We start from the raw sequence: 24488 nt of genomic DNA on the forward strand, positions 1-24488 counted from the left end.
CCAGGAGGGCCGGGGCCGCTCCATGCCGGTCGAGTACCATCGGCTCGTGTCCGTCCCGAAAGGGCGCCGCGCCGTGCTCGCCGGGATGCTGGCGCTGATGAGCGCCGGTCCGTTCGCCGGGACGGGACCCCTCCTGGCCGGAGCCGCGCCCCTCCCGCGCGCCCCCCGCACTCTCGTCCCGTACGCCTCCCGGAGCCCGCGCGACCCCCGCGACCTGTGGCAGGGCGCCGCGGTCACCGTCCGGGGCGAGCACTCCCTCGTGATCGGCCACGGCGTCCCGGCCGGCGTCCTGCGGGATCTGGCGGCCAGGGCCGACCGGGCCCGCGCGACGATCGCGGCGATCTGGGGGCCGGTCTCCGTGGTGGTCCTCTTCCCCGCCACCGACGCCGAGGCCGCGGCGCTCGCCGGGGCCGGGAGCACCCGCGGCCTGGCCGCGATGGCGACCGCGGACCGGGTGATCGTCCTGCCGTCGGGGTACGCCCGGCTCACCGCGACCGGCAGGGACGTGGTGATCACCCACGAGCTCGCCCACGTGGCCACCGGCGCGACCCGCGGCGGCCGGGTGCCGATGTGGCTGTCGGAGGGCTTCGCCGACTACGCGGGCTACCGCGACGCCGGGATCGCGGTGCGTACGGCCGCCGCCGAACTGGCCGCCGAGGTGCGCTCGGGCGTCCTGCCCGACCGGCTCCCCGGCCCGGCCGACTTCGCCCCCGGCGCGCCGAGGCTCGCGCAGGCCTACGAGGAGGCGTGGCTCGCCTGCCGGTTCGTCGCGGAGCGCTTCGGGGAGAAGGCCCTGGTGAGGCTCTACGGTAGCGATGTCGGGAGCACGCTCGGCCTGCCGGTGGACGAGTTCACCCGAGCCTGGCGCGACTACCTCAGGGAGGAACTCACGTGATGCTGAGCACGACGGACACGCCCGCGGGCGTGCGGCCGGCGGGGTGGGCGCTGGCCGCCCTGGGGGTGGTCACGCTGGCGGTCGTGGCGTTCACCACGCCCTGGAGGGCGCTGCCGGAGGGGGCCCCGGCCGTCGCTCCCGATCCGGCCCGCGACTTCACCGCCGAGCAGATCGCCAGGGCCGAGACGTTCGACGCGCTGGTCAGCCTTCCCGGCTACCTGTCGCTCGGCCTGACGCTGGTCGTGGCGGGGGTGCTGGTGGCCACCCCGCTGGGCGCGCGGCTCGCCGGCCGGCTGCCGGGGCCCTGGTGGCTGCGGGCGCTCCTCGGCGTGCTGGCGCTGTCGGTGGCCGTGGCGATCCTGCGCTGGCCCCTGGGGATGTGGTCGGAGAGCTACCTGCGCGACTTCGGGCTGTCCACCCAGGCCTGGCCGGCGTGGGCGGCGGACCGGGCCAAGAGCACCGGCATCGGCACCGCGCTGACCGCGATCATGGTGCTGGCGGTGATCGCCCTGGCGCGGCGCTACCGGCGCTGGTGGATCCCCGCGGCGGCCGGGGCCTTCGCCCTGACCGTGGTCGCCTCCTTCGCCTACCCGGTGCTCGTCGAGCCGGTCTTCAACGACTTCAGGCCGCTGGAGGCTGGGCAGCTCCGCGACGACCTGCTCGCCATGGCCGCCAGGGACGGCGTGCCGGTCGAGAACGTGCTCGTCGCCGACGCCTCCCGGCGGACCACCGCGCTCAACGCCTACGTCTCCGGATTCGGCGCGACCCGCAGGATCGTGGTCTACGACACGCTGCTCCGCGCGCCCGCCGGCGAGGTCGAGCTGGTGGTCGCCCACGAGCTGGGCCACGCCAAGGCGGGCGACGTGCTGTCGGGCACGCTCGTCGGCGGCCTGGGCGCGGCGTTCGGGGCGTGCCTGCTCTACGCGGTGACCTCCGCGGGGGCCGTACGGCGCCGGGCGGGGATCTCCTCCCTCGGCGACCCGAGGGCGGTGGGGCTGGTCATGGGGCTGCTGAGCCTGGCCACGGTCCTGTCGGGACCGGCCCAGAACCTGGTGAGCAGGCAGATCGAGGCCCGTGCGGACGTGCACGCGCTGGACCTGACCAGGGACCCGGCGACGTTCGTCGCCATGCAGAGACGACTGGCGGGTACCAATATTTCGGATTTGTCACCTGATCTAGTCGAATATGTACTTTATGCATCGCATCCCACGACGCCGCAGCGCATCGCCCTGGCGCGATCCTGGGCACGGCTGAACGGCCTCCCCGAACCGTGAGCCGCACGCTGGTCGTCACGAACGACTTCCCGCCCCGCGCGGGGGGGATCCAGTCGTTCGTGTACGGTCTCATCGCCCGCCGCCCGCCCGGCTCCGTCGTCGTCTACGCCCCCCGGTGGGCCGGCAGCGCGGCCTTCGACCTGCGCCAGCCGTACCCCGTCGTGCGGCACCCGACCTCGCTGATGCTGCCCACGCCCGCCGTCGCCCGCCGGGCCGCCGGGCTGGTCGCCGAGTTCGGGTGCGACACCGTGGTCTTCGGGGCGGCGGCACCGCTCGGGCTGCTCGCGCCCCGGATGCGCGAGGCCGGGGTCCGTCACGTCGTCATGGTCACCCACGGCCACGAGGCGGGCTGGGCCGGGATACCGATCGGCCGCCGGGTGCTCGCCAGAATCGGGGCGGACGCCGACGTGGTCACCTACCTGGGGGAGTACACCCGGCGGCGGCTGGCCAGGGTGATAGCGGCGGACAAGCTGGTGCGGCTCGCGCCCGGCGTCGACACCGGGGTGTTCCACCCGGGGGCCGGCGGGGAGCGGGTGCGCGCGCGACTCGGCCTGGGGGAGCGGCCGGTGGTGGTCTGCCTGTCCAGGCTGGTGCCGCGCAAGGGCCAGGACACGCTCCTGCGGGCCTGGCCCGTCGTGGTCGGGGACGTGCCCGGCGCGGTGCTCCTGATCGTCGGCGGGGGCCCGTACCGCAGGACCCTGGAACGGCTGGCCCGGCCGATGGGCGCTTCGGTGAGGCTCACCGGCCCGGTGCCGGAGGCGGAGCTGCCCGGCTACCTCGCCGCGGGCGACGTGTTCGCCATGCCGTGCCGCACCCGCCTGGGCGGCGTCGACGTGGAGGGACTCGGCATCGTCTACCTGGAGGCCTCCGCCAGCGGCCTGCCCGTGGTGGCCGGTTCCTCGGGCGGCGCCCCCGACGCCGTGCTGAACGGGGAGACCGGCCTGGTCGTCGACGGCACCCGCCCCGACGAGGTCGCGGCGGCCCTGGTCGGCCTGCTCAAGGACCCGGCCGGGGCGCGTGCGATGGGGGAGCGCGGTCGCGAGTGGGCGGCGCGCGAGTGGAACTGGGACCTCGCCGCCTCCCGCTTCGCCCGCCTCCTGGAGCCCGCGGAGACCCCCTAGACGAGCAGGTCCCGATGCCGGGAACGGGCACGGAACAGGTACGGCGACGCGTACCGGCCGGTGAGCCTGCCCGTGAGGCACGTCCCTGGCGGGCCGGATGTCCCCATGCCGCCCGGCGGCCGAACCGCGTCGACCGCCGCCCTCCGGCGCCACCGCGCCACCGACCGGCCCGTCACCCGGTCACCGACCGCCCGCGGCCGCTGACCGGACCTCGGGCGAAACGGTCCCCGCCGGGTCGCAGGCCGGTCGGTAGGCCGGGAGGCCGGGAGGCCGTGCATCGTGAACGCATCGCGGAGATATCAACCGGGGCTCGCAGGATCGGTGTCACAAGGAAGCACCACCAGGGAGTGTCCCCATGTCCACCACTGCCGTCGTCGTCACCGTCCTCGCCGCCCTCTGGGTGGGTTTCTCGGCCTTCTCTCTCCTCCGCCGCGCTGATTGGGTCGTGGAGCCGCTGACGGACTACGGCGTTCCCCGCTCGTGGTGGACCTGGCTCGGCGCGGCCAAGGCCGCGGGGGCCGTGGGCCTGCTCGCCGGCCTGTTCGTGCCGGTCATCGGCGTCCTGGCCGGGATCTGCCTGGTGCTGTACTTCGCCGGAGCCGTCGTCACCGTGCTCCGGGCGCGCTCGTACTCGACCGTCGTCTTCCCCCTGCTGTACATGGGCCCGGTCATCGCCGCCCTGGTGCTGGGACACGTCGCCTGACAGCGACGCGGATCACAGCCGCGGGCTGTCATGTCGCGCCGAGCCACACGGAGACCCGCGCGGGCTCCAGGGTGCCCGGAGCCCGCGGAGACCCCTAGCTGTAGAGGGAGTCGACCTGCTTGGCGAAGTCGCGCATCACGATGTTGCGCTTGATCTTCAGGGTCGGGGTGAGGTGCCCGCTCTCCTCGCTGATGTCGATGTCGAGGACGGCGAACTTCTTGATCTGCTCGGCCTTGGAGACGAACCTGTTGGCGCCGTCCACCGCCTTCTGCACCTCGGCGACGATCGCCGGGTCGGAGCTGAGCTCGGTGAGGTCCGCCCCCGCCTTGCCGTTGGCGGCCTTCCACTGCTCCAGGGCCTCGACGTCGAGCGTGACGAGCGCCGCGACGAACGGCCTGTCGTCGCCGACCACCATCGCCTGGCTGATCAGCGGGTGGGCGCGGATGTGGTCCTCCATCGGGGCCGGGGCGACGTTCTTGCCCGCGGCGGTGACGATGATCTCCTTCTTGCGCCCGGTGATGCGGAGGTAGCCGTCCTTGTCGAGCTCGCCGATGTCGCCGGTGTGGAACCAGCCGTCCGCGTCGATCGCCTCGGCGGTGGCCTCGTCGTTGTTCCAGTAGCCCTGGAAGACGTGGCGGCCCTTGACGAGCACCTCACCGTCGTCGCCGATGCCGATGGTGACGCCGGGGAACGGCTTGCCGACGGTGCCGATCTTGTTGGCCCCCGGCATGTTGACCGAGGACGGCGCGGAGGTCTCGGTGAGGCCCCAGCCCTCCAGGGTCTCGATGCCCACGCCGCGGAAGAAGTGGCCGAGCCGCTCGCCGAGGGCGGAACCGCCGGACACCGCCGTCGTCAGCCTGCCTCCGGTCGCGGCGCGGATCTTGCGGTAGACGAGCTTGTCGAACAGGGCGTGCCTGAGCCGGAGGCCCAGCCCCGCGCCGCCCGCCGACTCCGCCCTGCTCCACGCGACGGCGGTGTCGGCCGCGGCGTGGAAGATCTTCCCCTTGCCCTCGGCGGACGCCTTCTGCTCGGCGCCGTTGTAGACCTTCTCGAACACGCGGGGCACGCCCAGCAGGAACGTGGGCTTGAAGGCCTGCAGGTCGGGGGCGACGTTCTTCATGTTGGGGGTGTGGGCGAGGATCGTGCCGGTCTCGATCAGCACGATCTCGATGATGCGGGCGAAGACGTGCGCGAGCGGGAGGAAGAGCAGCGCCGCCCTGCCGTCCACGACGAACAGGCGCTCCAGCGGCCCCTGCGCGACGTTCCTGGCGGTGAACAGCAGGTTGTCGTGGGTCAGGCTGCAGCCCTTGGGCCTGCCGGTGGTGCCCGAGGTGTAGACGATGGTCGCCAGGTCGGCAATGCCGCGCCCGGTCCTGCGCTCGGCGAGCGTGCCGTCGGGGACCTCGGCGCCGAGCGCGGTGAGCTCGTCCAGGGCGCCGCCGTCGATGCGCCAGACGTTCTTGAGGCCCGGCAGCCCGGCCGCGTCCTCGCGGATGGTCTCCTCGTGCGACTCCAGCTCGGCGAACACGGCCTTCGCGCCGCTGTCGGAGATGATCCAGGCGACCTGGTCGGCCGAGGAGGACTCGTAGATCGGCACGCCGACCGCCCCGGCTGTCCAGATCGCGTAGTCGATCACGGTCCACTCGTAGCGGGTGCGCGACATCAGGGCCACCCGGTCACCGGACTCCACCCCCGCCGCGATCAGGCCCTTGGCCACCCCGGCGACCTGGTCGCGGAACTCCCTGGCGGTGACCGCCGTCCAGTCGTCGCCGACCTTGCGCCGCAGGGCGACGACGTCGGGCTCCTCCTCGGCACGCCGGAACACCGTGTCGGTGAGGTTGGCGGAGGCGGGGACATCCACCAGCACGGGGACGCTGTACTCGCGCACGGGTCACTCCTGGAGACGCACGATCGATGGGCTGCCTGGAAGTTATCGCGATAAGTTACGCATGAGTAAATTCGTCACCCAGGCGTTATCGAATAACTCCTGTGGATACTCCGGCCTTCAGGCCGGGGAGGAAACGGGAGCGGGAAGGCGCTGTGGCGCCTGAGCGGGCCTGGATCCATACAACCCGCCCCACCCGGAACTTAACTGATCTTGCGGTAGCATGTGAGGCATGGCGCAGATCGTGAAGCGGGCCTACAAGTTCCGCTTCCACCCGACGAACGAGCAGGCAGCGGAGCTGTCTCGCACGTTCGGCTGCGCCCGCCTCGTCTACAACAAAGCTCTCGAAGAGCGCACCCGTGCCTACACGCTGGAAGGACGCAAGGTCTCCTACGTGGAGTCGTCGGCGGCGCTGACGCAGTGGAAGAAGACCGAGGATCTCGCGTTCTTGAACGAGGTGTCGTCGGTCCCGCTCCAGCAGGCCCTCAGGCACCTTCAAACAGCGTTCACGAACTTCTTCGCCAAGCGGGCGAAGTACCCGGCGTTCAAGTCCCGCAAGAAGTCCCGCCTCAGCGCCGAGTACACCCGCTCGGCGTTCAAGCACCGGGGCGCTCAGATCACCCTCGCGAAGATGGACGCGCCTTTGGACATCGTGTGGTCGCGCCCCCTTCCCGAGGGCGCGCAGCCGTCCACGGTGACCGTGACCAAGGACGCGGCAGGGCGCTGGTTCGTGTCGATCCTGTGCGAGGACACCATCACCCCGCTCCCCCCGACTCCGAACGTGGTCGGGGTGGACGCGGGTATCACGGCGTTGGCGACGCTCTCCACCGGAGAGAAGATCGTCAATCCGAAGCATGAGCGGGCCGACCGCCGCAAGCTCGCCAAGGCTCAGCGCACCCTCTCCCGCAAGGAGAAGGGCTCGGCGAACCGGCGAAAAGCGAAACTCAAGGTGGCGCGGGTGCATGCCCGTATCGCCGACCGCAGGCGTGATCATCTGCACAAGGTCACCACTCGTCTCGTCCGTGAGAACCAAACGGTCGTGATCGAAGACCTCGCCGTGCGCAACCTGGTGAAGAACCACAGCCTGGCCCGCGCCATCTCCGACGCCTCCTGGCGCCAGATGCGGTCCATGCTGGAGTACAAGACGCAGTGGTACGGGCGGGAACTTCTGGTCGTAGACCGGTTCTTCCCCTCGTCGAAGCTGTGCTCGGCGTGCGGCACGATCCAGCGGTCCATGCCGTTGGGTGTCCGCGAGTGGGTATGCGCGTGCGGCGCGTCCCATGATCGGGACGTCAACGCCGCGAAGAACATCCTCGCCGCCGGGCTGGCGGAGAGGTAAAACGCCTGTGGAGCTGACGTAAGACCTCAAGGAGAGTCCTCTCTGGCGGGCGGTTGGCGGTGAAGCAGGAACCCTCACGGGCGACCGTGAGAATCCCCTCCCTTCAGGGAGGCGAAGATGTCAAGAAGAGGGATTTCACGGTAGCAACTACCGTCGCGCCGGACCGTCGGCCGCGCCGTGTGTCCCGTCACGTTCCCGCCTCGTCGGGTTCGTCCCATGTGGCCCTATTTATTGGTAGTTAGGATGTCCGGCATGCGGGTTCATGTCGTCAGCGATGTGCACGGAAGAGCCGACGCGCTGGCCCGCGCGGGAGACGGCGCCGACGCGCTGATCTGCCTGGGCGACCTGATCCTGTTCGTCGACTACGAGGACCACTCCCAGGGCATCTTCGCCGAGCTCTTCGGGGCCGAGCGGGCGGGGGAGTTCATCGCGCTGCGGACGGCCAAGCGGTTCGACGAGGCGCGGGCGATGTCCTCCGCGCTGTGGGCCTCGCTGGAGGGCGACCCGCGCGACCACATCGAGCGCTCCGTCCGGCGGCAGTACGGCGAGATCTTCGCCGCGATGCCGACTCCCGCGTACCTCACCTACGGCAACGTGGACCTGCCGATCTACTGGCCCGAGTACGTCAGGGAGGGCCACCACGTGCTCGACGGCGAGACCGTGGAGATCGGCGGCCTGCGTTTCGGCTTCGTCGGGGGCGGCCTGCGCACCCAGTACCGGACGCCGCACGAGATCGACGACGAGGAGTTCGCCCGCAAGGTCGAGGCCGTCGGCGAGGTCGACGTGCTCTGCTGCCACATCCCTCCCGCGATCCCCGAACTGCTCTACGACGTGGTCGCCCGGCGCTTCGAGCGGGGCAGCGAGGCCACCCTGGAGGCGATCAGGCGGACCCAGCCGCGCTACGCCCTCTTCGGCCACGTGCACCAGCCCCTCGCCGCCCGCACCCGGATCGGCAGGACCGAATGCCTCAACGTGGGGCACTTCCGGAACAGAGGCGTCCCCTACGTCCTGGAGTGGTAGCGGCCACCGCGGCAGCCGCGCCCGGCCCCGCCGGGCGTACGCGGACGATCGTGAAGCAGTACGGTTGCCCCATGGCTGATCGCACCACCTCCAGCATCACGATCGGCGCGGACCGGTCGACCATCATGACGGTCATCGCCGACTTCCCCTCGTACCCGGAGTGGGCCGGGCAGGTGAAGGCCGCGCGCGTCCTCTCCACGGGAGAGGACGGCCGGCCGGAAACGGTCCGGTTCGTTCTCGACGCGGGCGTGATCAGCGACGAGTACACCCTCCGCTACACCTGGCACGGCGACGAGTCCGTCGACTGGAGCATCGCCGAGGCGGGAAAGATGGTCTCCGGGCTCACCGGAAGTTATCGTCTTGCCGACGCGGGCAGCGGCACCGAGGTGACGTACGAGCTCGCCGTCGACCTCAAGGTGCCGATGATCGGCATGATCAAGCGGAAGGCGGAGAAGGTCATCATCGACACCGCCCTGAAGGGGCTGAAGAAGCGCGTCGAGACCCCATGAGGGAGCGGGGCGCGCGGCACGGCGCGGTCGCGGAGCGGAGTCCCGCGCCCTCCCGCCGGGAGGCGGCGTGAGCAGGGTCCTGCTCTTCACCGGCAAGGGCGGCGTCGGCAAGACGACCGTCGCCGCCGCCACGGCCACGCTCGCCGCCAGGTCCGGGCTGAAGACCCTGGTGGTCTCCACCGACACCGCCCACTCGCTGGCCGACGCCCTCGGCGTGCGGGCCGGCGGGGAGCCCACGGAGATCGCGCCCGGTCTCTCCCTCCACCAGGTCGACACCCAGAGGGCGCTGGAACGCCAGTGGGGTGAGCTGCGCGACTACGCCAGAGGCGTCTTCGCCGAGCTCGGCCTCGACGAGGTGACCGCCGAGGAGATCACGGTGCTGCCCGGCGCAGAGGAGGTCATCGCGCTGCTGGAGCTGCGCGAGCAGGCGCGCACCGGGCTGTGGGACGTCATCGTCATCGACTGCGCCCCGACCGCTGAGACGCTCCGGCTGCTCGCCCTGCCCGAGGCCCTCGACTGGCACGTGAACCGGTTGCTGCCCATCGGCAGGCGGCTGCTGAGCACCATCTCCCCGCTGGTCCGCCGCCTGGCGCAGGTCAGCATGCCGGAAGACCACGTGATCGGCGCGGGCGAGCGGCTCCACCGGGGCCTGATGGAGGTGCGCGAGCTGCTCACCGGGCCCGGGGCGAGCGTCCGGCTGGTGCTCACCCCCGAGGCCGTCGTGCTCGCCGAGGCCCGGCGCACGCTCACCTCCCTCAGCCTGTACGGCTACCGGGTGGACGCGGTGATCGCCAACCGTGTCTTCCCCTCCGAGGGCGCCGACCTGTGGCGGCGGAAATGGGTGCGGGCCCAGGCCCGGCACCTGGCCGAGGTCGGGGAGTCCTTCGCGCCGCTGCCCGTGCACATCGTGCCGTACCTCGAGGCCGAGCCCGTCGGCCTCGACGCCCTCGCCGCCGTCGCCGAGGCCATGTACGGCGAGGGCGACCCCTTCGCCCCGCCCTCCGTCGACCCGCCGCTGCGGATCACCGCCGAGGGCGAGCTGATCCTGGCCCTGCCGCTCGCGGACAAGGACGAGGTGGATCTGGCGCGCAAGGGCGACGAGCTGATCGTCAACGCCGGTTCCTACCGCCGGGTCCTGGCCCTGCCCGCCGCGCTGGCCCGCAGGTCGGTGCGGGACGCCGCGCTCCGAGACGGGTTTCTCCGGGTACGGTTCGAATCGGGAGGGCCTGATGACCGATAACACGAACGACGCAGAGAAGACCCCGAAGCCGCGCGCGCCGAGGAAGCCACGGAAGGCCGCAGGCGCCGTGACGCCGCCGTCCGAGGCCGTAGGCACCGAGAGCACCGGGATCGCCGGAAGCACCGGGGGTCCCGAGGGCGCCGAGGGCACCGGCAAGGCCCAGAAGGGCCGGCGCGCGGGGAAGACGACCCAGAAGGGGCGGAGCGCGGACCCGGCGGGGAAGTCCCCGAAGGGCGGGCGCACCAGATCGTCCGAGTCCGTCGAGTCCGTCGAGTCCGTCGAGTCCGTCGAGTCCGTCGTGCGGGTCGAGCGGGTCGAGTCCGTCGAGCGGCCGGAGAACGCCGGGAAGCCCGCGGGGGGCGAGAGCGTCGAGAAGGTCGCGCGCCTGGAGGTGGTCGAGGTGGAGGCCGTGGCCGAGGCCGCGCCTTCCGAGCGGGCTCCGAGCTCCGAGCAGGACCCGAGCCCTGAGCAGGCCACGGGTTCCGAGGGGGCCTCGGGTCCGGCGCAGACCGATCGCGACGCGCGCGCCGAGTGGTTCGAGGAACGCGCCAGGCGGGCCAGGCAGGAGGAGCGGGCCGGATGGACCCCGTGGGCCCGGCCCGGCGACCGCGCCGGGTCCGTGGAGCGCGAGAAGGACAGCGCGGCCGGAAAGCAGGAAAAGGAACGGGCACGGGACGAACGAGCGCGTGACGAGCGGTCCCAGAGCGGCAAGGACCCGCTGGGCACCGCCGCCGAGGAGGCGTTCAAGCTCTTCGACACGCTGCAGCAGAAAGCGACCAGGGAACTGCGCAAGAACCTGATCAAGGGCACGATGACCGGGGTCGGCGGCGCGTTCTCCGGTGGTGGCCGCAGAAGAGAGCGGGACGTGTGGGAGGAGGCGGTCTCGGAGCATGAGGAGTACATCTGCCGGGCCTGCCCCGTCTGCCGCGCGATGGCCGCACAGCGCGAGTCGGGCGGTGGCGGTGCCGTCACCGACCACCTCATGCAGGCGGGCACCGAGCTGTTCGCCGCCTTCAAGTCGGCCGTCGACGGACTCGGCAAGCCCGCTCCCGCGCAGCGGGAACGGGAGCGCGAGCGAGGAGACACCCCCGTGGAGCACATCGACCTGGGGTGAGCCCAGGGGGAGAGGATGAATGGACAATGGCGCTGACCATCGGTGTGGACATTGGCGGTACGAAGGTCGCGGCGGGAGTCGTGGACGAGGACGGCCAGATCGTCGAGCATCTCTTGCGGCCCACCCCGGCGGAGAATCCGGACCAGGTCGCCCACACGATCGGTGACGCGATCCTGGAGCTCTCCAAGGGTCGGGAGATCGAGGCCGTCGGTCTCGGCGCGGCCGGGTTCGTCGACGAGACCAGGTCCATTGTCCGGTTCGCCCCCAACCTCGCCTGGCGCGAGGAGCCCCTGCAGAAGAAGGTCTCCGACATGGTCGGCCTTCCCGTCGTGGTGGAGAACGACGCCAACGCGATGGCGTGGGGCGAGGCCAGGTTCGGTGCCGGTCGCGGCGAGACCCACCTGGTGTGCGTGACCGTCGGTACCGGCATCGGCGGCGGCATCGTGTTCGACGGCTCCCTCTACCGGGGGCGCTGGGGCATGGGCGCCGAGCTCGGCCACATGCAGGCGGTTCCCGGCGGACGTCTGTGCGGGTGCGGCAACCTCGGCTGCTGGGAGCAGTACGCCAGCGGGAGCGCCCTGGTCAGCGAGGCCAAGAGGATCGCCGAGGCCGAGCCGGACCAGGCGGTCAAACTCCTGGAGATCGCCGGAGGAACGCCCGACCAGATCGAGGGTCAGGAGGTCACCGAGGCCGCCCGGCAGGGCGACCCGGCCGCGCTGGCCGCGTTCTCCTCGATGGCCCGCTGGATCGGCCAGGGCCTGGCCGACCTCGCCGCGGTCCTCGACCCGGGCTGCTTCGTCCTCGGCGGTGGCGTCTCGCGTGCCGCCGACCTGTGGATCGACGAGACCCGCGAGTTCTACAACACCCATCTGAGCGGCCGGGGGCACCGCCCGCTGGCCGACATCCGCTGCGCCGAGCTCGGCGCGGCGGCGGGTCTGGTGGGTGCCGCGGATCTCGCCCGCAGGCGCTGACCGCTTCCGGCGCGTACGGCCGCCCGCATGCCGATGAGGGCGGGCGGCCGGCACGTCCGGCGGTGAGCGTGCCGGCCGGGGTGAACGCCCGGCACGCCCGGCGGTGAGCATGCCGATCGGAGCGGGCGGCTGGTACGCCCGGCGGCGCGCGGCTATCCTCGCGGCACGCGTCGCGAAGTGAGGTGGCCGTGGTGCTCAGGATCGCCAGCTACAACGTGCGCTCCATGAAGGACGACGTCCCGGCGCTGGGGCGGGTGGTCGCCGCGCTCCGCGCCGACGTGCTCTGCGTGCAGGAGGCGCCCCGGTTCCTGTGCTGGCGCCGCAGGCGAAGGCGGCTGGCCGCCTTCGGCGGGCTGGTCGTGGCCGCGGGCCGCCGCAGGGGCGGAGTCGCCGTACTGACCGGTCCCGGGGTGCGGTTGCTGCACGGGGAGGGTCATCTCCTGGAGTCCTTCTTCCCCCTGGAGCGGCGCGCCATCGCGATCGCCGTGGTGGAGGCGGGCGGACGGCGGGTCGCCGTCGGTTCCATCCACCTGGACCTCGACGAGACCGCCCGCCGCCGTCACGCGGACGAGGCGGTGAGGCTCCTGCGGGAGGTGGCCGACCGGTTCGGCGCGCTGCCGGTGCTGGCGGGGGACATCAACGAGCAGTCCGGCCAGCCGAGTTGGCAACACCTCGCCGAACGGCTGACCGACTGCTATCCGGTCTCGCCGCGCGGCGACGGCTTCACCTTCCCCGCCAGGGGCCCGCACAAGCGGATCGACGCGATCTTCGCGGTCGAGGGTTTCTCCGTGGTCTCCTGCGGCGGGGTCGACGCCGACCCGGCCGATCTGGTGGCCGCCACCGACCACCTGCCGGTGGTCGCCGAGCTGGACCACCCGCGCCCCGAAGGCGAGGCGCCCCCGGACCCCGTCGCGGACCCCGTCGCGGACCCCGTCGCGGACGCTGTCACGGACGCCGGTCCCGGTACGGCCCCGGCGAGATCCCCCGGCACCGGCGACCACGCGGGCCCCGCGCGAGGAGAGCCCGATCCGGGCCTTCAGGGCCTTCCGGGGGAGGCGGGAGAGCCGGGAGGTCCGGCGTCCCGGTGACCCTTCCGATGACCAAGGACAGGCCGTCTTTCCAGATCGCGCCGGTCAAGTGGGGAGACCGGCACACGGGGAGCACGCGAGCCCCGTACCATTTGAAACATGACCCGTCGCCTTCCGCGGCGTGCGCTGGTTCTCTGCGCGGGAGGCCTGCTCCTGCTGTCTCCGCAAACGTTCCCAGCCCACGCCGACCCCGTCAGCCCGCCCGCGGCCGAGGCATGGCAGGCTCCGGTGAGCGCGGGCCTGAGCAGTGACGGATCGCTGTCCGACGTGGCGGGGGTCTCGGCCACGAGCGTGTGGGCGGTCGGCCAGCAGAGCGTCTGGGACGTCTGGCAGAGCCGCGGCGCGATCACCCACTGGGACGGTTCCTCCTGGAACGAGGTCGGCATCCGCAACGACCCGACCGGCGCAGGGCCCCTACGTTCCGTCGCCGCGGCCTCGGCGACCGAGCTGTGGGCCGTCGGCGAGGGGCACGACGGCCTCCCCTATCTGGCGAGGGGGGACGGGGCGTCCTTCGACAGGATCATCGTCGACAAGCTGCACTCGGGCGACTGGCTGGGCGGGGTGGCGGCCGTTCCCGGCCGGGTGGTCGCGGTCGGCCGCCGCGACAAGCTGCCCATGATCGTCACCGGCACCGGCGCCGGCTCGAAGTGGAAGCTCACCCACCTTCGCGAGCGGGGCACGCTGTACGGGGTGGCGCTGTCGGGCAAGAACGACGGGTGGGCGGTGGGCGACACCGGCGGCAAGCCGTTGATCATGAAGCAGTCCGGCGGGCGCTGGAAGACCTTCAAGACCCCCGATATCGCCGGCGGCTATCTGCGTGACGTCCACCTCGACGGGCCCAAGCGGGCCCTCGCCGTCGGTGGCGTCTACCGGGAGGCCGGCGGGATCGTCCCGCTGGTCCTGTCGTGGAACGGCAAGAAGTGGTCCCGGGTGTCCCTCCCCGCCGGTGACGTCCGCCTGTACGGGGTGACGGGTGACCGCAAGGGTCACTTCTGGATCTCCGGGGTCGACCTGGAGCGGCCCGGCGAGGCGTTCCTGCTCCGCTACGACGGGCGCACGGTCAAGGCGCTGCGCGGTCCGGAGACCGCCGCTCCCCGGACGGTGCGGCTCCAGTCGGTGGCCTACCTGCCGGGCACCGGCACCGTGTGGACCGTCGGCCACGTGGTCGACGCCTCCGGCAAGTACACCGACGTGATCGAGCGCTTCGGCACCTCGGAGCGCGCCAAGCCGTAGTCCGGGCAGCGACGGTCGTGCCCGGCGATCGTGGACGACCCGCTCGGGCGAGCGTGGCAGATGATCTGTTCAGCCGGTCGCGACCGGATGACCCGCTCGGACGGCCGCGGCCGATGACCCGCCCGGGTGGGGTGGCCGTGGCCGGGCGCCCCGCTCAGATGACGGCGCCGTCGTCCCAGCCGGAGTCGTTGGGCGGGCCGTCGCCCATGCGGACCACCAGCGCCACGAAACCGCCGATGAACGCGGCGACCGCGGTGAAGAGCATCCACCCCTCCAGGTTCCAGTTGAGCGCGGCGCTCAGCAGCAGGTAGGCGGGGCCGCCGAACAGCGCCAGCCATGCGATCTTGGTGGTGGCGTCGGTCTTGGGCAGTGGGGGTGGGGGCGGGGGCACGTAGTGCCCCTCTTCTTCCTCGCCGCCGGACTGTTCCGTACCGGATTCGGTGTCGTCCGCGGGGTCGTCCTCCCTCAGGAGGTCCTCCTCGTCCGACTGTTTGATCACCCGTCGCGGAGGCTCGGCCGGAAGGTTCTCACTGTCCGGCCACGGCTGATTCGCCGAGTCACGCTCGGCGGTGTCGTTGAAGGACGCGACGATCTGACGCCAGACCTCGTCCTCATCGCTTTGAGGTGTCACCTAGCTGGGCCCGTTGTTCATCGGCCGATCACTTTCTCCCGGAGACCGCGCATCCCCCGCTCGCGATCAGTCTCTCTGCAAGGGTACAGACGCGTTCGCGGTGATGAACTCCAGGCTCCCCGCAAAGATCCGATCAGCATCGTTGTCAAGCGTCGCGACGTGATAGCTGTCGGCGAGCTCCACCACATTCAGATTCCCCCCGGTCAGCCTCTCACGCAGAATACGCACACTCCCCGGTTTCACAACATGATCCTGCGGACTATGGAAAACCAGGACAGGCTGGGTGATCTTACCCAGCTCCGATCGGGTCAACGACCACAGCCGCAGGAGGGTGGCCGCGGCCTTGACCGGCGTGCGCGTGTAGCCGAGTTCGGCCGCCCCCTCCTTCTTGATGTCCCCGGCGACGCCGGGGACCGACGCGACCACGAACTTGAGCAGGGGAGCCAGCCTGAGCAGCGGCGCGTCGTTGACGATCGACGGGTTGACGACCACCAGTCCCTTGATCCCGTCACCGTGCACCTCGGCCAGCCGCAGCGCCATGCACCCGCCGAGCGACAGGCCCATGACGAAGACCTCGGCGCAGCTGCCGCGCAGGTCCGCCAGGGCCTTGTCCAGCTCGGCGTACCAGTCCTCCCAGCGGGTGCGCGCCATCTCCCGCCAGGTGGTGCCGTGGCCGGGCAGCCTCGGGAGCGCCACCGTCATGCCCGCCGCCGCCAGGTATTCACCCCAGGGGCGCAACGACTGTGGCGATCCGGTGAATCCATGACAGAGCAGGACGCCGATCTGTCCCCCCGCATGGTGGTACGCCTCCGCACCGGGCATGACTGGCATCGCGGCTCCTAGTAAGTTTCGCCCGATCGTCGCACGACTGGGACGTGTTTTGCGAGAGGTCGATTTGGGTGGTTCGGCGGGGTAGGTGACCGGGATCGGAAGTGGGAGGATAACTCCAGGTCCACGCCTGTCAACCGAAGGAGCATCGAGTGTTCTACTGGGTGGTGAAGGCCATCCTCTCGCCCTTCCTCCATCTGATTTTCCGTCCCTGGGTGGAGGGCGTGGGGAACGTGCCGAAGGAGGGGCCGGTGATCCTGGCCGGAAACCACCTGTCGTTCGCCGACCACTTCTTCGGTGCGTTGTTCCTGCGGCGCAAGGTGATCTCCCTCGGCAAGTCCGACTACTTCACCGGCCGCGGTCTCAAGGGAATGATGAGCAAGGCCTTCTTCAGCGGTGTCGGCACCGTCCCCATCGACCGCTCCGGAGGCAAGGCCAGCGAGGCGGCCCTGCGCACCGGCAGGCGCATCCTCGACGAGGGGCACGTGCTCGCCATCTACCCGGAGGGGACCCGCTCCCACGACGGCCGCCTCTACAAGGGCAAGACCGGTGTGGCCCGCCTGGCGTTGGAGTCGCGCGTGCCGGTCATCCCGTGGGCGATGGTCAACACCTTCGAGATGATGCCCCCGGGCAGTGTCCTTCCCAAGCTGGGCATCCGCCCGGGGGTGAAGTTCGGCAAGCCGCTCGACTTCACCCGCTACTACGGGATGGAGGAGGACCGCCTCGTCCTGCGCGCCGTCACCGACGAGATCATGTACGCGCTGATGGAGCTCTCGGGTCAGGAGTACGTCGACAAATACGCCGCGAGCGCCAAGGTCGAGGCCGCCCGTGCCGCCAAGGAGGCGAAGGAGGCGGCCAGGCAGGCCGCCAAGGAGGCGCGCAGGCGTCCTTCCCCGGGTGGGGACGGGACCACCGGGTGAAGCGGGTTCAAAGAGTCGACTCGCGGATGACCAGCTCGGGCTGGAACATGATCTGCTGATGGGCGTGCGACTCGGGATTGTCGCACTCGTCCAGCAGTAGCTCGGTGGCGACCCGGCCGAGCCGGTGGGTCGGCTGCCGGACGGAGCTGAGCGAGACGGTCGACGCCGAGGCGAAGTCGATGTCGTCGTAGCCGATGAGGGAGACGTCCCGGGGGACCCGCACGCCCGCCTGGAGCAGCCCGCGCAGCATGCCCAGGGCGAGCAGGTCGTTCGCGCAGAACACGGCGTCGGGCAGACGCCCCTCGGCGATCATCTTCTCCGCCGCCTGCTGCCCCGACCTGGCGTTCATCGCGCTCATCGCGATCTCCTCCAGCGTCTCCCCGGGGTCGCGGCCCGCCGCGACCAGCGCCCGCTCCGCGCCGATCAGGCGGTCGGCGCACTGGCGGATGGTGAGGGGGCCGGTGACGTAGACGATCCGCTCGGCGCCGGTGGACAGCAGGTGGGAGACCGCCAGCGAGCCGCCGGTGATGTCGTTGACCGCGACCGAGCACTGGTCGGCGCGTTCGGCGGGGTGGTCCACCAGCACCACACTGATGCCGCGTTCCTTGAGCTGGTCGAGCTTGGCCAGGTTCGCCCCGGCGGGCGTGATGAGCACCCCGCGGACCCGCTGTTCGGCGAAGACGAGCAGGTTGCGCTCCTCCTTGAGCCGGTCGCCCGAGGAGTTGCCCAGGATCACCGCGTACCCGCGCTCGCTGGCCACCTCCTCGACCCCCGCCGCCACGTCGGTGAAGAAGGGGTTGCCGATGTCGATCACCGACAGGCCGACGGTGCGGCTGTGCCCGGCCCGGAGGCTGGAGGCGGAGCCGTGCCGGACGAACCCGAGGTCGCGGATGGCCTCCTCGACCCGGGTGCGGGTGGCCTCGGCGACCTTCTCCGGGCGGTTGAGCACGTTGGAGACCGTGCCGGGGGACACCCCGGCCCGTGTCGCGACTTCCTTTATGCTCACCGAACTCATGTGCATTGATTAAAACGTAACAACCGATGGTCCGCCAGTCGGCGGCGGTACTTTCGGCCCGCCTGACGGTTTTCGGCCCGTGATCCGACATGGGGGCGTTGACAGTGTCATGCGTGTCACATAGCTTTTTCACCGTCGTTAAAACGTTTTTAAAAAGATCTCGCCGCGCCGCGCCCCGGGTCTCCCACGAAGGCCCCGCCGGGTGTCCGCGGGAGGTGACGGGTGAACGAGCGAGCGGAGAGGTGTCATGACGTCGCCGGTTGAGGAACTGCTGCAGCGGTCGCACGCGCTGGGGGCCGATCCGCGGAACACGAACTTCGCGGGGGGCAACACCTCGGCCAAGGGGACGGCGGCCGATCCCGTGACCGGCACCCCGGCCGAGGTGATGTGGGTCAAGGGGTCCGGGGGAGACCTGGGCACCCTGGCCGAGCGCGGCCTGGCGGTGCTGCGGCTGGACCGGCTGCGGGCGCTGGCGGGGGTGTACCCCGGGGTCGAGCGCGAGGACGAGATGGTCGCGGCGTTCGACTTCTGCGCCTTCGGCACGGGCGGCGCCGCGCCCTCGATCGACACCGCGATGCACGGCCTGGTGGACGCGGCGCACGTGGACCACCTGCACCCCGACGCGGGGATCGCGATCGCCACCGCCGCCGACGGGGAGGCGCTGACGGCGCGGATCTTCGGGGACCGGGTGGTGTGGGTGCCCTGGCGGCGGCCCGGCTTCCAGCTGGGCCTGGACATCGCGGCGATCAAGAAGGGCAACCCCCGGGCGATCGGGTGCGTCCTGGGCGGGCACGGCATCACCGCCTGGGGCGACACCTCGGCCGCCTGCGAGGCCAACTCGCTGGAGATCATCCATACCGCGGAGGCGTACATCGCCGAGCACGGCAGGGCGGAGCCGTTCGGGCCGGTGCTCGCCGGGTACGAGCCGCTGGACGAGGAGGCGCGGGCGGCGCGGGCGGCGGCGCTGTTCCCCGTGGTGCGCGGGCTGGCCTCCACCGACGCCCCGCAGGTCGGCCACTACACCGCCACCGGCGAGGTGCTGGACTTCCTGTCGCGCGAGCGCCACCCCGAGCTGGCCGCGCTGGGCACCTCGTGCCCCGACCACTTCCTGCGGACCAAGGTGGCCCCGCTGGTGGTGGACCTGCCCGCCGGCGCGCCGATCGAGGACGTGATCGCCCGGCTGCGGGAGCTGCACGCCGGCTACCGCGAGGAGTACGCGGCCTACTACCGGCGGCACGCCGTGGAGGGCTCGCCCGCGATGCGCGGTGCCGACCCGGCGATCGTGCTGGTGCCGGGGGTGGGCATGTTCTCCTTCGGCAAGGACAAGCAGACCGCGCGGGTGGCCGGGGAGTTCTACGTCAACGCCGTCAACGTGATGCGCGGCGCCGAGGCGCTCTCCTCGTACGCGCCGATCGAGGAGAGCGAGAAGTTCCGGATCGAGTACTGGGAGCTGGAGGAGGCCAAGCTGCGCCGGATGCCGCCCGCCCGCCCGCTGGCGACGCGGGTGGCCGTGGTGACCGGCGGCGGCTCGGGCATCGGGGCGGCGACAGCGCGCCGGCTCGCCGCCGAGGGGGCGTGCGTGGTGGTGGCCGACCGCGACCTCGGCGCCGCGCGGAAGGTGGCCGCCGAGCTGGGCGCGAAGGCGTACCGGCCCGAGGACGTCGCGGTCACGGTGGAGGTGGACGTCACCGACGAGGCACAGGTAGTCGCCGCGCTTCGGGCGGCGGTGCTGGCGTTCGGCGGGGTGGACCTGATCGTCAACAACGCGGGCCTGTCGCTGTCGCGCTCGCTGCTGGAGACCACGACGGCCGACTGGGACCTGCAGCACGGCGTGATGGCCCGCGGGTCGTTCCTGGTCTCGCGGGAGAGCGCCCGGGTGATGATCGCCCAGGGGATGGGCGGGGAGATCGTGTACATCTCCTCCAAGAACGCGGTGTTCGCCGGACCGAACAACGTGGCCTACGGGGCGGCCAAGGCGGACCAGGCGCACCAGGTGCGGCTGCTGGCGGCCGAGCTCGGCGGGCACGGGATCCGGGTCAACGGGGTCAACCCCGATGGGGTGGTACGCGGGTCTGGCATCTTCGCCTCGGGGTGGGGGGCCAACCGGGCCGCGGTGTACGGGGTGGAGGAGGAGAAGCTGGGCGAGTACTACGCGCAGCGCACCCTGCTCAAGCGCGAGGTGCTGCCCGAGCACGTCGCGGGGGCGGTCTTCCAGCTGACCCAGCTCACGCAGACCACCGGGCTGCACATCCCGGTCGACGCGGGCGTCGCGGCGGCCTTCCTGCGCTGACCGCCGGTCACCGGTCCTCGGTTCTCCTCGCCCGGCTCCCGCCCCGCGAGGCGGGGGCCGGGGACGTTCCCGCTTCCCGCCTCCTGATTTCTCATCCCTGTTTCCCGCTTTCTGAGAGGGGCTCGCATGCAGTCGGCACCGGGGACCGGAGGGTTCGCGCAGGCCGGACATCTCGCGCTATCCGAACAGTCGGCGCCGTCCGGGCGGCCCGCGCAGTCCGGGCGGGCCGTGCCGGCCCGGCGGACCGGGCGGTACGCCGCGGTCGACCTCGGCGCGTCGAGCGGCCGGGTGGTCGTCGCCGAGATCGGGCCGGACACCCTGGAACTGCGCGAGGTGCACCGTTTCGCGAACGTGCCCGTCCGGGCCGGCGGCACGCTCTACTGGGACATCCTGCGGATCCACCGGGGGGTGCTGGACGGCCTGCGTGCGGCGGGCCCCGTCGACGGCATCGGGATCGACTCCTGGGCCGTCGACTACGGGCTCCTGGACCAGGACGGCGCGCTGCTCGGCAACCCCGTCCACTACCGTGACGCCCGTACCGAGAAGACGGCCAGCCGGGTCCCCTTCGAGGAGCTCTACGCCCGCACCGGCGTCGCCCGCCAGCCGTTCAACACCATCCACCAGCTCGCCGCCGAGACCCGGCTGGCCTCGGCCTCGACGTTGCTGCTCATTCCCGACCTGATCGCGTACTGGCTGACCGGGCAGGTCGGCGCGGAGCTGACCAACGCCTCCACCACCCAGCTGCTCGACGCCAGGACCCGCCGGTGGGACACCGTGCTGACGGGCGGCCTCGGTCCCGCGGCCAGGGTCCTGCCGCCGATCCGGCGTCCCGGCGAGGTGATCGGCCCGCTGGCGCCGGAGGTCGCGGGCGAGCTCGGGCTCTCCCCGGACACCCGGGTCATCGCGGTCGGTTCCCACGACACCGCCTCCGCGGTGGCGGCGGTCCCCGCGGAGAGCGAGCGGTTCGCCTACATCTCCTGCGGAACGTGGTCGCTGGTCGGCGTCGAGCTGGACCAGCCCATGATCAGTGAGGAGGGGCGGCGGGCCAACTTCACCAACGAGGCGGGCATCGACGACACCGTGCGCTACCTCCGTAACGTCACCGGGTTGTGGCTGCTGCAGGAGTGCATCCGCACCTGGGAGGCGGAGGCCGCCCCGGCGGAGACCCCGCCAGGCGCGGCGCCGTCCACCGGTTCGTCCGCCAGACCGTCCACGGAGTCGTTCACCGGGTCGTCCACGGAGTCGTCCGCCAGACCGTCCACCGGGTCGTTCACCGGGTCGCTCGAAGAGCGGCCCGCCGGGGCGCCGGGAGGGCGGGTCGACCTGGAGGAACTGCTCAGGCAGGCCGCAGGGGAGGTGCCGTTCCGGTCGGTCGTGGACGCCGACGACCCGATCTTCCACGCGCCCGGCGACATGCCCGGACGCATCGCCGACTTCTGCCGCCGTACCGGCCGGCCCGTGCCGGAGACCCGCGCCCAGACCGTCCGCTGCGTGATCGACTCCCTGGCGCTGGCCCACCGGGCGGCGATCGAGGACGCCCGGCGGCTCACCGGGCAGGCGGTGGACACGATCCACATCGTCGGGGGAGGCTCGCGCAACGCGCTGCTGTGCCGGCTCACCGCCGACGCCTGCGGCCTCCCCGTGGTCGCGGGACCCGTCGAGGCCACCTCGATCGGCAACGTCCTGGTCCAGGCCAGAGCCGACGGGGTCGTCTCCGGCACCCTCGCCGACCTGCGCGCCCTGGTCCGGCGCACCCAGCACCTGGAGCGCTACGAGCCGCGCCCCGATGCCGGGATCCCGCCGGCGGAGACGCTCGGCCGGCCTGTTCCCGCCGAAGGGTGAGCGGAGGGCGCGCCGGATCCCTGGAGGCGTGCGACCGGGGATCCTGGGCGTGGGCGTGGGCGTGGATGCGGATGCGGATGCGGGACGTTCGGGACGCTCGGAAGGCGCGGCGGCCGTTCAGGGCCTCACGGGGTGTCCGACCCCATGAGGTGGGTGCGGATCTGGCGGATGTGCTCCGGAGTGGTACGGCAGCAGCCGCCGACGAAGGCGGAGCCCGCGGCGGTCCACCCGGCCGCGGCCTCTCCGAACTCCACCGGGTCGGCCAGCCCGAGCCAGCGCCGGTTCGCGGAGTCCCAGACCTCGCCGGAGTTGGGGTAGACCATGGTGGGCTTGCCCTTGATCTGCGAGATCAGGCTGAGCACGTGGCGCGGTGCCGTGCAGTTGACGCCGATCGCGATCACCTGGGGGTTCCCGGTGAACAACCCGGCGGCCATCTTGAGCGGGGTGCCGTCGTTGATGTGCTCGCCGTCGCGGCAGGAGAAACTCACCCACGCCCGCATCCCCGGCGTCTCGGCGAGCAGCCGCCTCAGCGCCCTGGCCTCGGTGTAGGACGGGATGGTCTCGCAGGCCATCAGGTCGGCCTCGCTGTCGGCCAGGATGTGCCAGCGGTCGCGGTGCCAGTCGGTCAGGCCGTCCTCGTCGAGGTCGTAGTCGCCGGTGTACTCGGCGCCGTTGGACAGGTAGGCGCCGTACGGGCCGACGCTGGCGGCCACGGTGCCCGAGCCGTGGGTGTCCCTGGCCTGGGCGGCCAGGTGCACGGAGAGCAGGATGAGGTCCTCGGCCTCGGCGGCGCTCAGGCCGCGCCGTACGAACGCGGGGATGCTCGCCTGGTAACTCGCCGTTATCGCCACCTCGGCGCCCGCGGCGAAGTAGTCGAGATGCGCCTGCCGGATCACGGAGGGGTTCTCCAACAGGAGTTTCGCCGACCAGAGATCGTCTCGCAGGTCCGCGCCCAGCTCCTCCAAATGGGTGGCCAGGCCGCCGTCCAGAATCACCATCCCGCTACTTTATGTGGCGCGGCCCGAGTTGGAACCCCGCTCTTCCCGCCCTTGGTCCCGTTCTGTCCCATATCGGTCTCGCGGCATTTTCGTCGCGTACGGTGATCCGCCGGTGATCCACGCCCGCGCGAGGGCCGGATCCAGGGAGGCCGCCGTGCCGATGACCGCGCCTCGTTTCCGTGAAACGGGGAAACGGCTACGCGTCATCTCCCGCTGTCGTCCGAACCGGCTCGCCGCCGAGTAGATGTCTGTGAGGCTTCAGGACGGAGATCGTGAATGGACGACGGGTTCGACGCTTACGTGGCGACGCGTTACGAGCGGCTCCGACATACGGCGTACCTGCTGACGGGCAACAGGGCGACCGCCGAGGATCTCGTGCAGACGGCGCTGGCCAAGGCCTGGGTGGCGTGGCGGCGGATCGAGGGCGACCCCGACCCGTACGTGCACCGGATCATCGTCAACACCCACGCCTCCTGGTGGCGCAGGAAGTGGCGCGACGAGGTGCCCGCCGAGCACCTTCCCGAGCGCGCCGACCCGCGGGACTTCACCGCCGAGGTCGGCAGCCGCCAGATGCTCCGGGAGGCGATCGGCGGCCTGTCGGGGCGGCAGCGCGCGGTCATCGTCCTGCACTACTTCGAGGAGCTCACCCTCGTGCAGTGCGCCGACGTGCTCGGCTGCTCCCTCAGCACGGTGAAGACCCAGCTCGGCCGGGCGCTGAAACGCCTTCGCGTCCATTCGGAGATCGAGATGACGGGAGCGAAGCGATGATCCACACCGAGGACGAGCTGCGCGCGGTGCTGGCCGAGGACGTCTCCGAGGGTCTCCCCGACGTGCGGGAGATCGTACGGCGTGGCCGTCGCATCAGGCGGCGCAGGGCCGTGGCGGGCGGGGCGCTGGCGGTGGCCGCCGTGGCCGCCGTGGCCTTTCCGGTCCAGGGGCTCTGGAGGGATGCGGAACCGGTGGAGAAGGAGTCGTCGACGGCGGCGAGGATCTCACCGCTGCCCGCTCTGCCCTCCAAGAACGCTCTGGACGCCCCGCTGATCAAGTCGTACGGTTCCACGACCGTGCCCGCCGACGCGACGGTCACGTTCCAGCCGTTGAGCTTCTACACCTCGTACAGGGTCGTATGCGCCGATCCGAAGGCGGTAGTGGTGATCCGGGAGGCCGGTGGGGGCGGTTCGGTCGGCAGATGCGGAGGGAGGGGTGCGGACAACTTCTACGACGAGAGGTCGGTGGCCTCCGACTGGTTGGAGCGGCCCCAGCCTCTCAAGATCTGGGTGCTGCCCGGTGACATGCCGATCCATTCTCTCGGTGCCGGCCCGAAGTCGTACGACGACTGCAAGGTGGTCAGGAAGGAGCTGGGCCTGTGTGACGGCAAGTACAGGATGTCGGAGTTGCTCTGGCCCGGGGTCGCCGAACGGGTGACCGCCGAACTCGAACGGCGGCCGGGGCGCTGGGAGATCGGGATCTACGATCGAGCGGTCACGACGGCACCGCCGCGGCCGACTGCGACGAGGACCGTCACCGTCGGTCCGTGAAGAGGTTGAGCCCGTTCGTCGGCGGGTCCTGGGG

22 protein-coding genes are annotated in these 24488 nt (G+C 71.6%); 17 read left to right on the plus strand and 5 right to left on the minus strand.

Annotation, left to right across the window (positions count from 1 at the left end; all coding sequences use genetic code 11):
* Positions 1 to 46 precede the first annotated feature (46 nt).
* The 4 genes from ACTOQ2_RS00940 to ACTOQ2_RS00955 all read left to right on the plus strand — a co-directional run bounded on the left by ACTOQ2_RS00940 (position 47) and on the right by ACTOQ2_RS00955 (position 3993).
* Positions 47 to 895: a hypothetical protein gene (locus tag ACTOQ2_RS00940; protein ID WP_440097726.1), complete on the plus strand. Its 849-nt coding sequence runs from the start codon at positions 47 to 49 to the stop codon at positions 893 to 895.
* Positions 895 to 2169, plus strand: a complete 1275-nt coding sequence (locus ACTOQ2_RS00945) for a M48 family metallopeptidase (RefSeq protein WP_440097727.1) — start codon at positions 895 to 897, stop codon at positions 2167 to 2169. The genes ACTOQ2_RS00940 and ACTOQ2_RS00945 overlap by 1 nt, the downstream gene beginning before the upstream one ends.
* Positions 2166 to 3290, plus strand: a complete 1125-nt coding sequence (locus ACTOQ2_RS00950; protein ID WP_440097728.1) for a glycosyltransferase family 4 protein — start codon at positions 2166 to 2168, stop codon at positions 3288 to 3290. Before ACTOQ2_RS00945 ends, ACTOQ2_RS00950 begins: the two co-directional genes overlap by 4 nt.
* A 355-nt stretch (positions 3291 to 3645) precedes the next feature.
* Positions 3646 to 3993: a DoxX family protein gene (locus ACTOQ2_RS00955; RefSeq protein ID WP_440097729.1), complete on the plus strand. Its 348-nt coding sequence runs from the start codon at positions 3646 to 3648 to the stop codon at positions 3991 to 3993.
* Between the two features lie 94 nt (positions 3994 to 4087).
* Here ACTOQ2_RS00955 and ACTOQ2_RS00960 read toward each other — a convergent pair whose 3' ends face one another.
* Positions 4088 to 5881, minus strand: a complete 1794-nt coding sequence (locus ACTOQ2_RS00960) for an AMP-dependent synthetase/ligase (RefSeq protein ID WP_440097730.1) — start codon at positions 5879 to 5881, stop codon at positions 4088 to 4090.
* Between the two features lie 229 nt (positions 5882 to 6110).
* Between ACTOQ2_RS00960 and ACTOQ2_RS00965 the strand changes: the two genes are divergently transcribed.
* The 8 genes from ACTOQ2_RS00965 to ACTOQ2_RS01000 all read left to right on the plus strand — a co-directional run bounded on the left by ACTOQ2_RS00965 (position 6111) and on the right by ACTOQ2_RS01000 (position 14392).
* Complete coding sequence (locus ACTOQ2_RS00965; protein ID WP_440097731.1) at positions 6111 to 7217, plus strand: RNA-guided endonuclease InsQ/TnpB family protein; 1107 nt, start codon at positions 6111 to 6113, stop codon at positions 7215 to 7217.
* A gap of 252 nt (positions 7218 to 7469) precedes the next feature.
* Positions 7470 to 8237 carry a metallophosphoesterase family protein gene (locus tag ACTOQ2_RS00970; RefSeq protein WP_440097732.1) on the plus strand — a complete coding sequence of 256 codons (768 nt, stop codon included), beginning with the start codon at positions 7470 to 7472 and terminating at the stop codon, positions 8235 to 8237.
* 71 nt (positions 8238 to 8308) lie between these two features.
* On the plus strand, positions 8309 to 8746 hold the full coding sequence (locus ACTOQ2_RS00975; protein WP_440097733.1) for an SRPBCC family protein: 438 nt from the start codon (positions 8309 to 8311) through the stop codon (positions 8744 to 8746).
* A gap of 67 nt (positions 8747 to 8813) precedes the next feature.
* Positions 8814 to 9986 (plus strand): ArsA family ATPase, encoded by a 1173-nt coding sequence (locus ACTOQ2_RS00980; RefSeq protein WP_440097734.1) that lies wholly within the window; start codon positions 8814 to 8816, stop codon positions 9984 to 9986.
* Positions 9976 to 11100: a hypothetical protein gene (locus ACTOQ2_RS00985; RefSeq protein WP_440097735.1), complete on the plus strand. Its 1125-nt coding sequence runs from the start codon at positions 9976 to 9978 to the stop codon at positions 11098 to 11100. Before ACTOQ2_RS00980 ends, ACTOQ2_RS00985 begins: the two co-directional genes overlap by 11 nt.
* Before the next feature lie 26 nt (positions 11101 to 11126).
* The gene (locus ACTOQ2_RS00990; protein WP_440065235.1) at positions 11127 to 12071 is read left to right on the plus strand and encodes an ROK family glucokinase; all 945 of its coding nucleotides are present in this window, start codon (positions 11127 to 11129) and stop codon (positions 12069 to 12071) included.
* Between the two features lie 191 nt (positions 12072 to 12262).
* Positions 12263 to 13159 (plus strand): endonuclease/exonuclease/phosphatase family protein, encoded by an 897-nt coding sequence (locus ACTOQ2_RS00995; RefSeq protein WP_440097736.1) that lies wholly within the window; start codon positions 12263 to 12265, stop codon positions 13157 to 13159.
* A 99-nt stretch (positions 13160 to 13258) separates the two neighbouring features.
* Complete coding sequence (locus ACTOQ2_RS01000; protein ID WP_440097737.1) at positions 13259 to 14392, plus strand: hypothetical protein; 1134 nt, start codon at positions 13259 to 13261, stop codon at positions 14390 to 14392.
* 154 nt (positions 14393 to 14546) lie between these two features.
* Here ACTOQ2_RS01000 and ACTOQ2_RS01005 read toward each other — a convergent pair whose 3' ends face one another.
* Entirely contained in the window at positions 14547 to 15023 is a 477-nt protein-coding gene (locus ACTOQ2_RS01005; protein WP_440065232.1) for a hypothetical protein, read from the minus strand.
* 66 nt (positions 15024 to 15089) lie between these two features.
* Positions 15090 to 15854, minus strand: coding sequence for an alpha/beta hydrolase (locus tag ACTOQ2_RS01010; protein WP_440065231.1), 765 nt, complete (start codon positions 15852 to 15854; stop codon positions 15090 to 15092).
* 149 nt (positions 15855 to 16003) lie between these two features.
* Here ACTOQ2_RS01010 and ACTOQ2_RS01015 point away from each other — a divergent pair, with 149 nt between their 5' ends.
* Entirely contained in the window at positions 16004 to 16771 is a 768-nt protein-coding gene (locus ACTOQ2_RS01015; protein ID WP_440065230.1) for a lysophospholipid acyltransferase family protein, read from the plus strand.
* Between the two features lie 7 nt (positions 16772 to 16778).
* On the opposite strand, the gene ACTOQ2_RS01020 is transcribed toward ACTOQ2_RS01015, so the two are convergent.
* Complete coding sequence (locus ACTOQ2_RS01020) at positions 16779 to 17786, minus strand: LacI family DNA-binding transcriptional regulator (protein ID WP_440097738.1); 1008 nt, start codon at positions 17784 to 17786, stop codon at positions 16779 to 16781.
* 247 nt (positions 17787 to 18033) lie between these two features.
* Between ACTOQ2_RS01020 and ACTOQ2_RS01025 the strand changes: the two genes are divergently transcribed.
* Both ACTOQ2_RS01025 and ACTOQ2_RS01030 read left to right on the plus strand, forming a co-directional pair.
* Positions 18034 to 20076, plus strand: a complete 2043-nt coding sequence (locus ACTOQ2_RS01025) for a bifunctional aldolase/short-chain dehydrogenase (protein ID WP_440097739.1) — start codon at positions 18034 to 18036, stop codon at positions 20074 to 20076.
* A 126-nt stretch (positions 20077 to 20202) separates the two neighbouring features.
* Positions 20203 to 21918: a rhamnulokinase gene (locus tag ACTOQ2_RS01030; RefSeq protein WP_440097740.1), complete on the plus strand. Its 1716-nt coding sequence runs from the start codon at positions 20203 to 20205 to the stop codon at positions 21916 to 21918.
* A gap of 125 nt (positions 21919 to 22043) precedes the next feature.
* Here ACTOQ2_RS01030 and mmuM read toward each other — a convergent pair whose 3' ends face one another.
* Positions 22044 to 22916: a homocysteine S-methyltransferase gene (gene mmuM, locus ACTOQ2_RS01035; RefSeq protein WP_440097741.1), complete on the minus strand. Its 873-nt coding sequence runs from the start codon at positions 22914 to 22916 to the stop codon at positions 22044 to 22046.
* A 276-nt stretch (positions 22917 to 23192) separates the two neighbouring features.
* On the opposite strand from mmuM, the gene ACTOQ2_RS01040 reads away from it, so the two are divergent.
* Positions 23193 to 23684 carry a SigE family RNA polymerase sigma factor gene (locus tag ACTOQ2_RS01040; protein ID WP_440097742.1) on the plus strand — a complete coding sequence of 164 codons (492 nt, stop codon included), beginning with the start codon at positions 23193 to 23195 and terminating at the stop codon, positions 23682 to 23684.
* Positions 23681 to 24454 (plus strand): hypothetical protein, encoded by a 774-nt coding sequence (locus ACTOQ2_RS01045; RefSeq protein ID WP_440097743.1) that lies wholly within the window; start codon positions 23681 to 23683, stop codon positions 24452 to 24454. Before ACTOQ2_RS01040 ends, ACTOQ2_RS01045 begins: the two co-directional genes overlap by 4 nt.
* Positions 24455 to 24488: the final 34 nt, after the last annotated feature.

The organism is Streptosporangium sp. H16 (assembly GCF_051918855.1).
Classification (GTDB): Bacteria; Actinomycetota; Actinomycetes; order Streptosporangiales; family Streptosporangiaceae; genus Streptosporangium.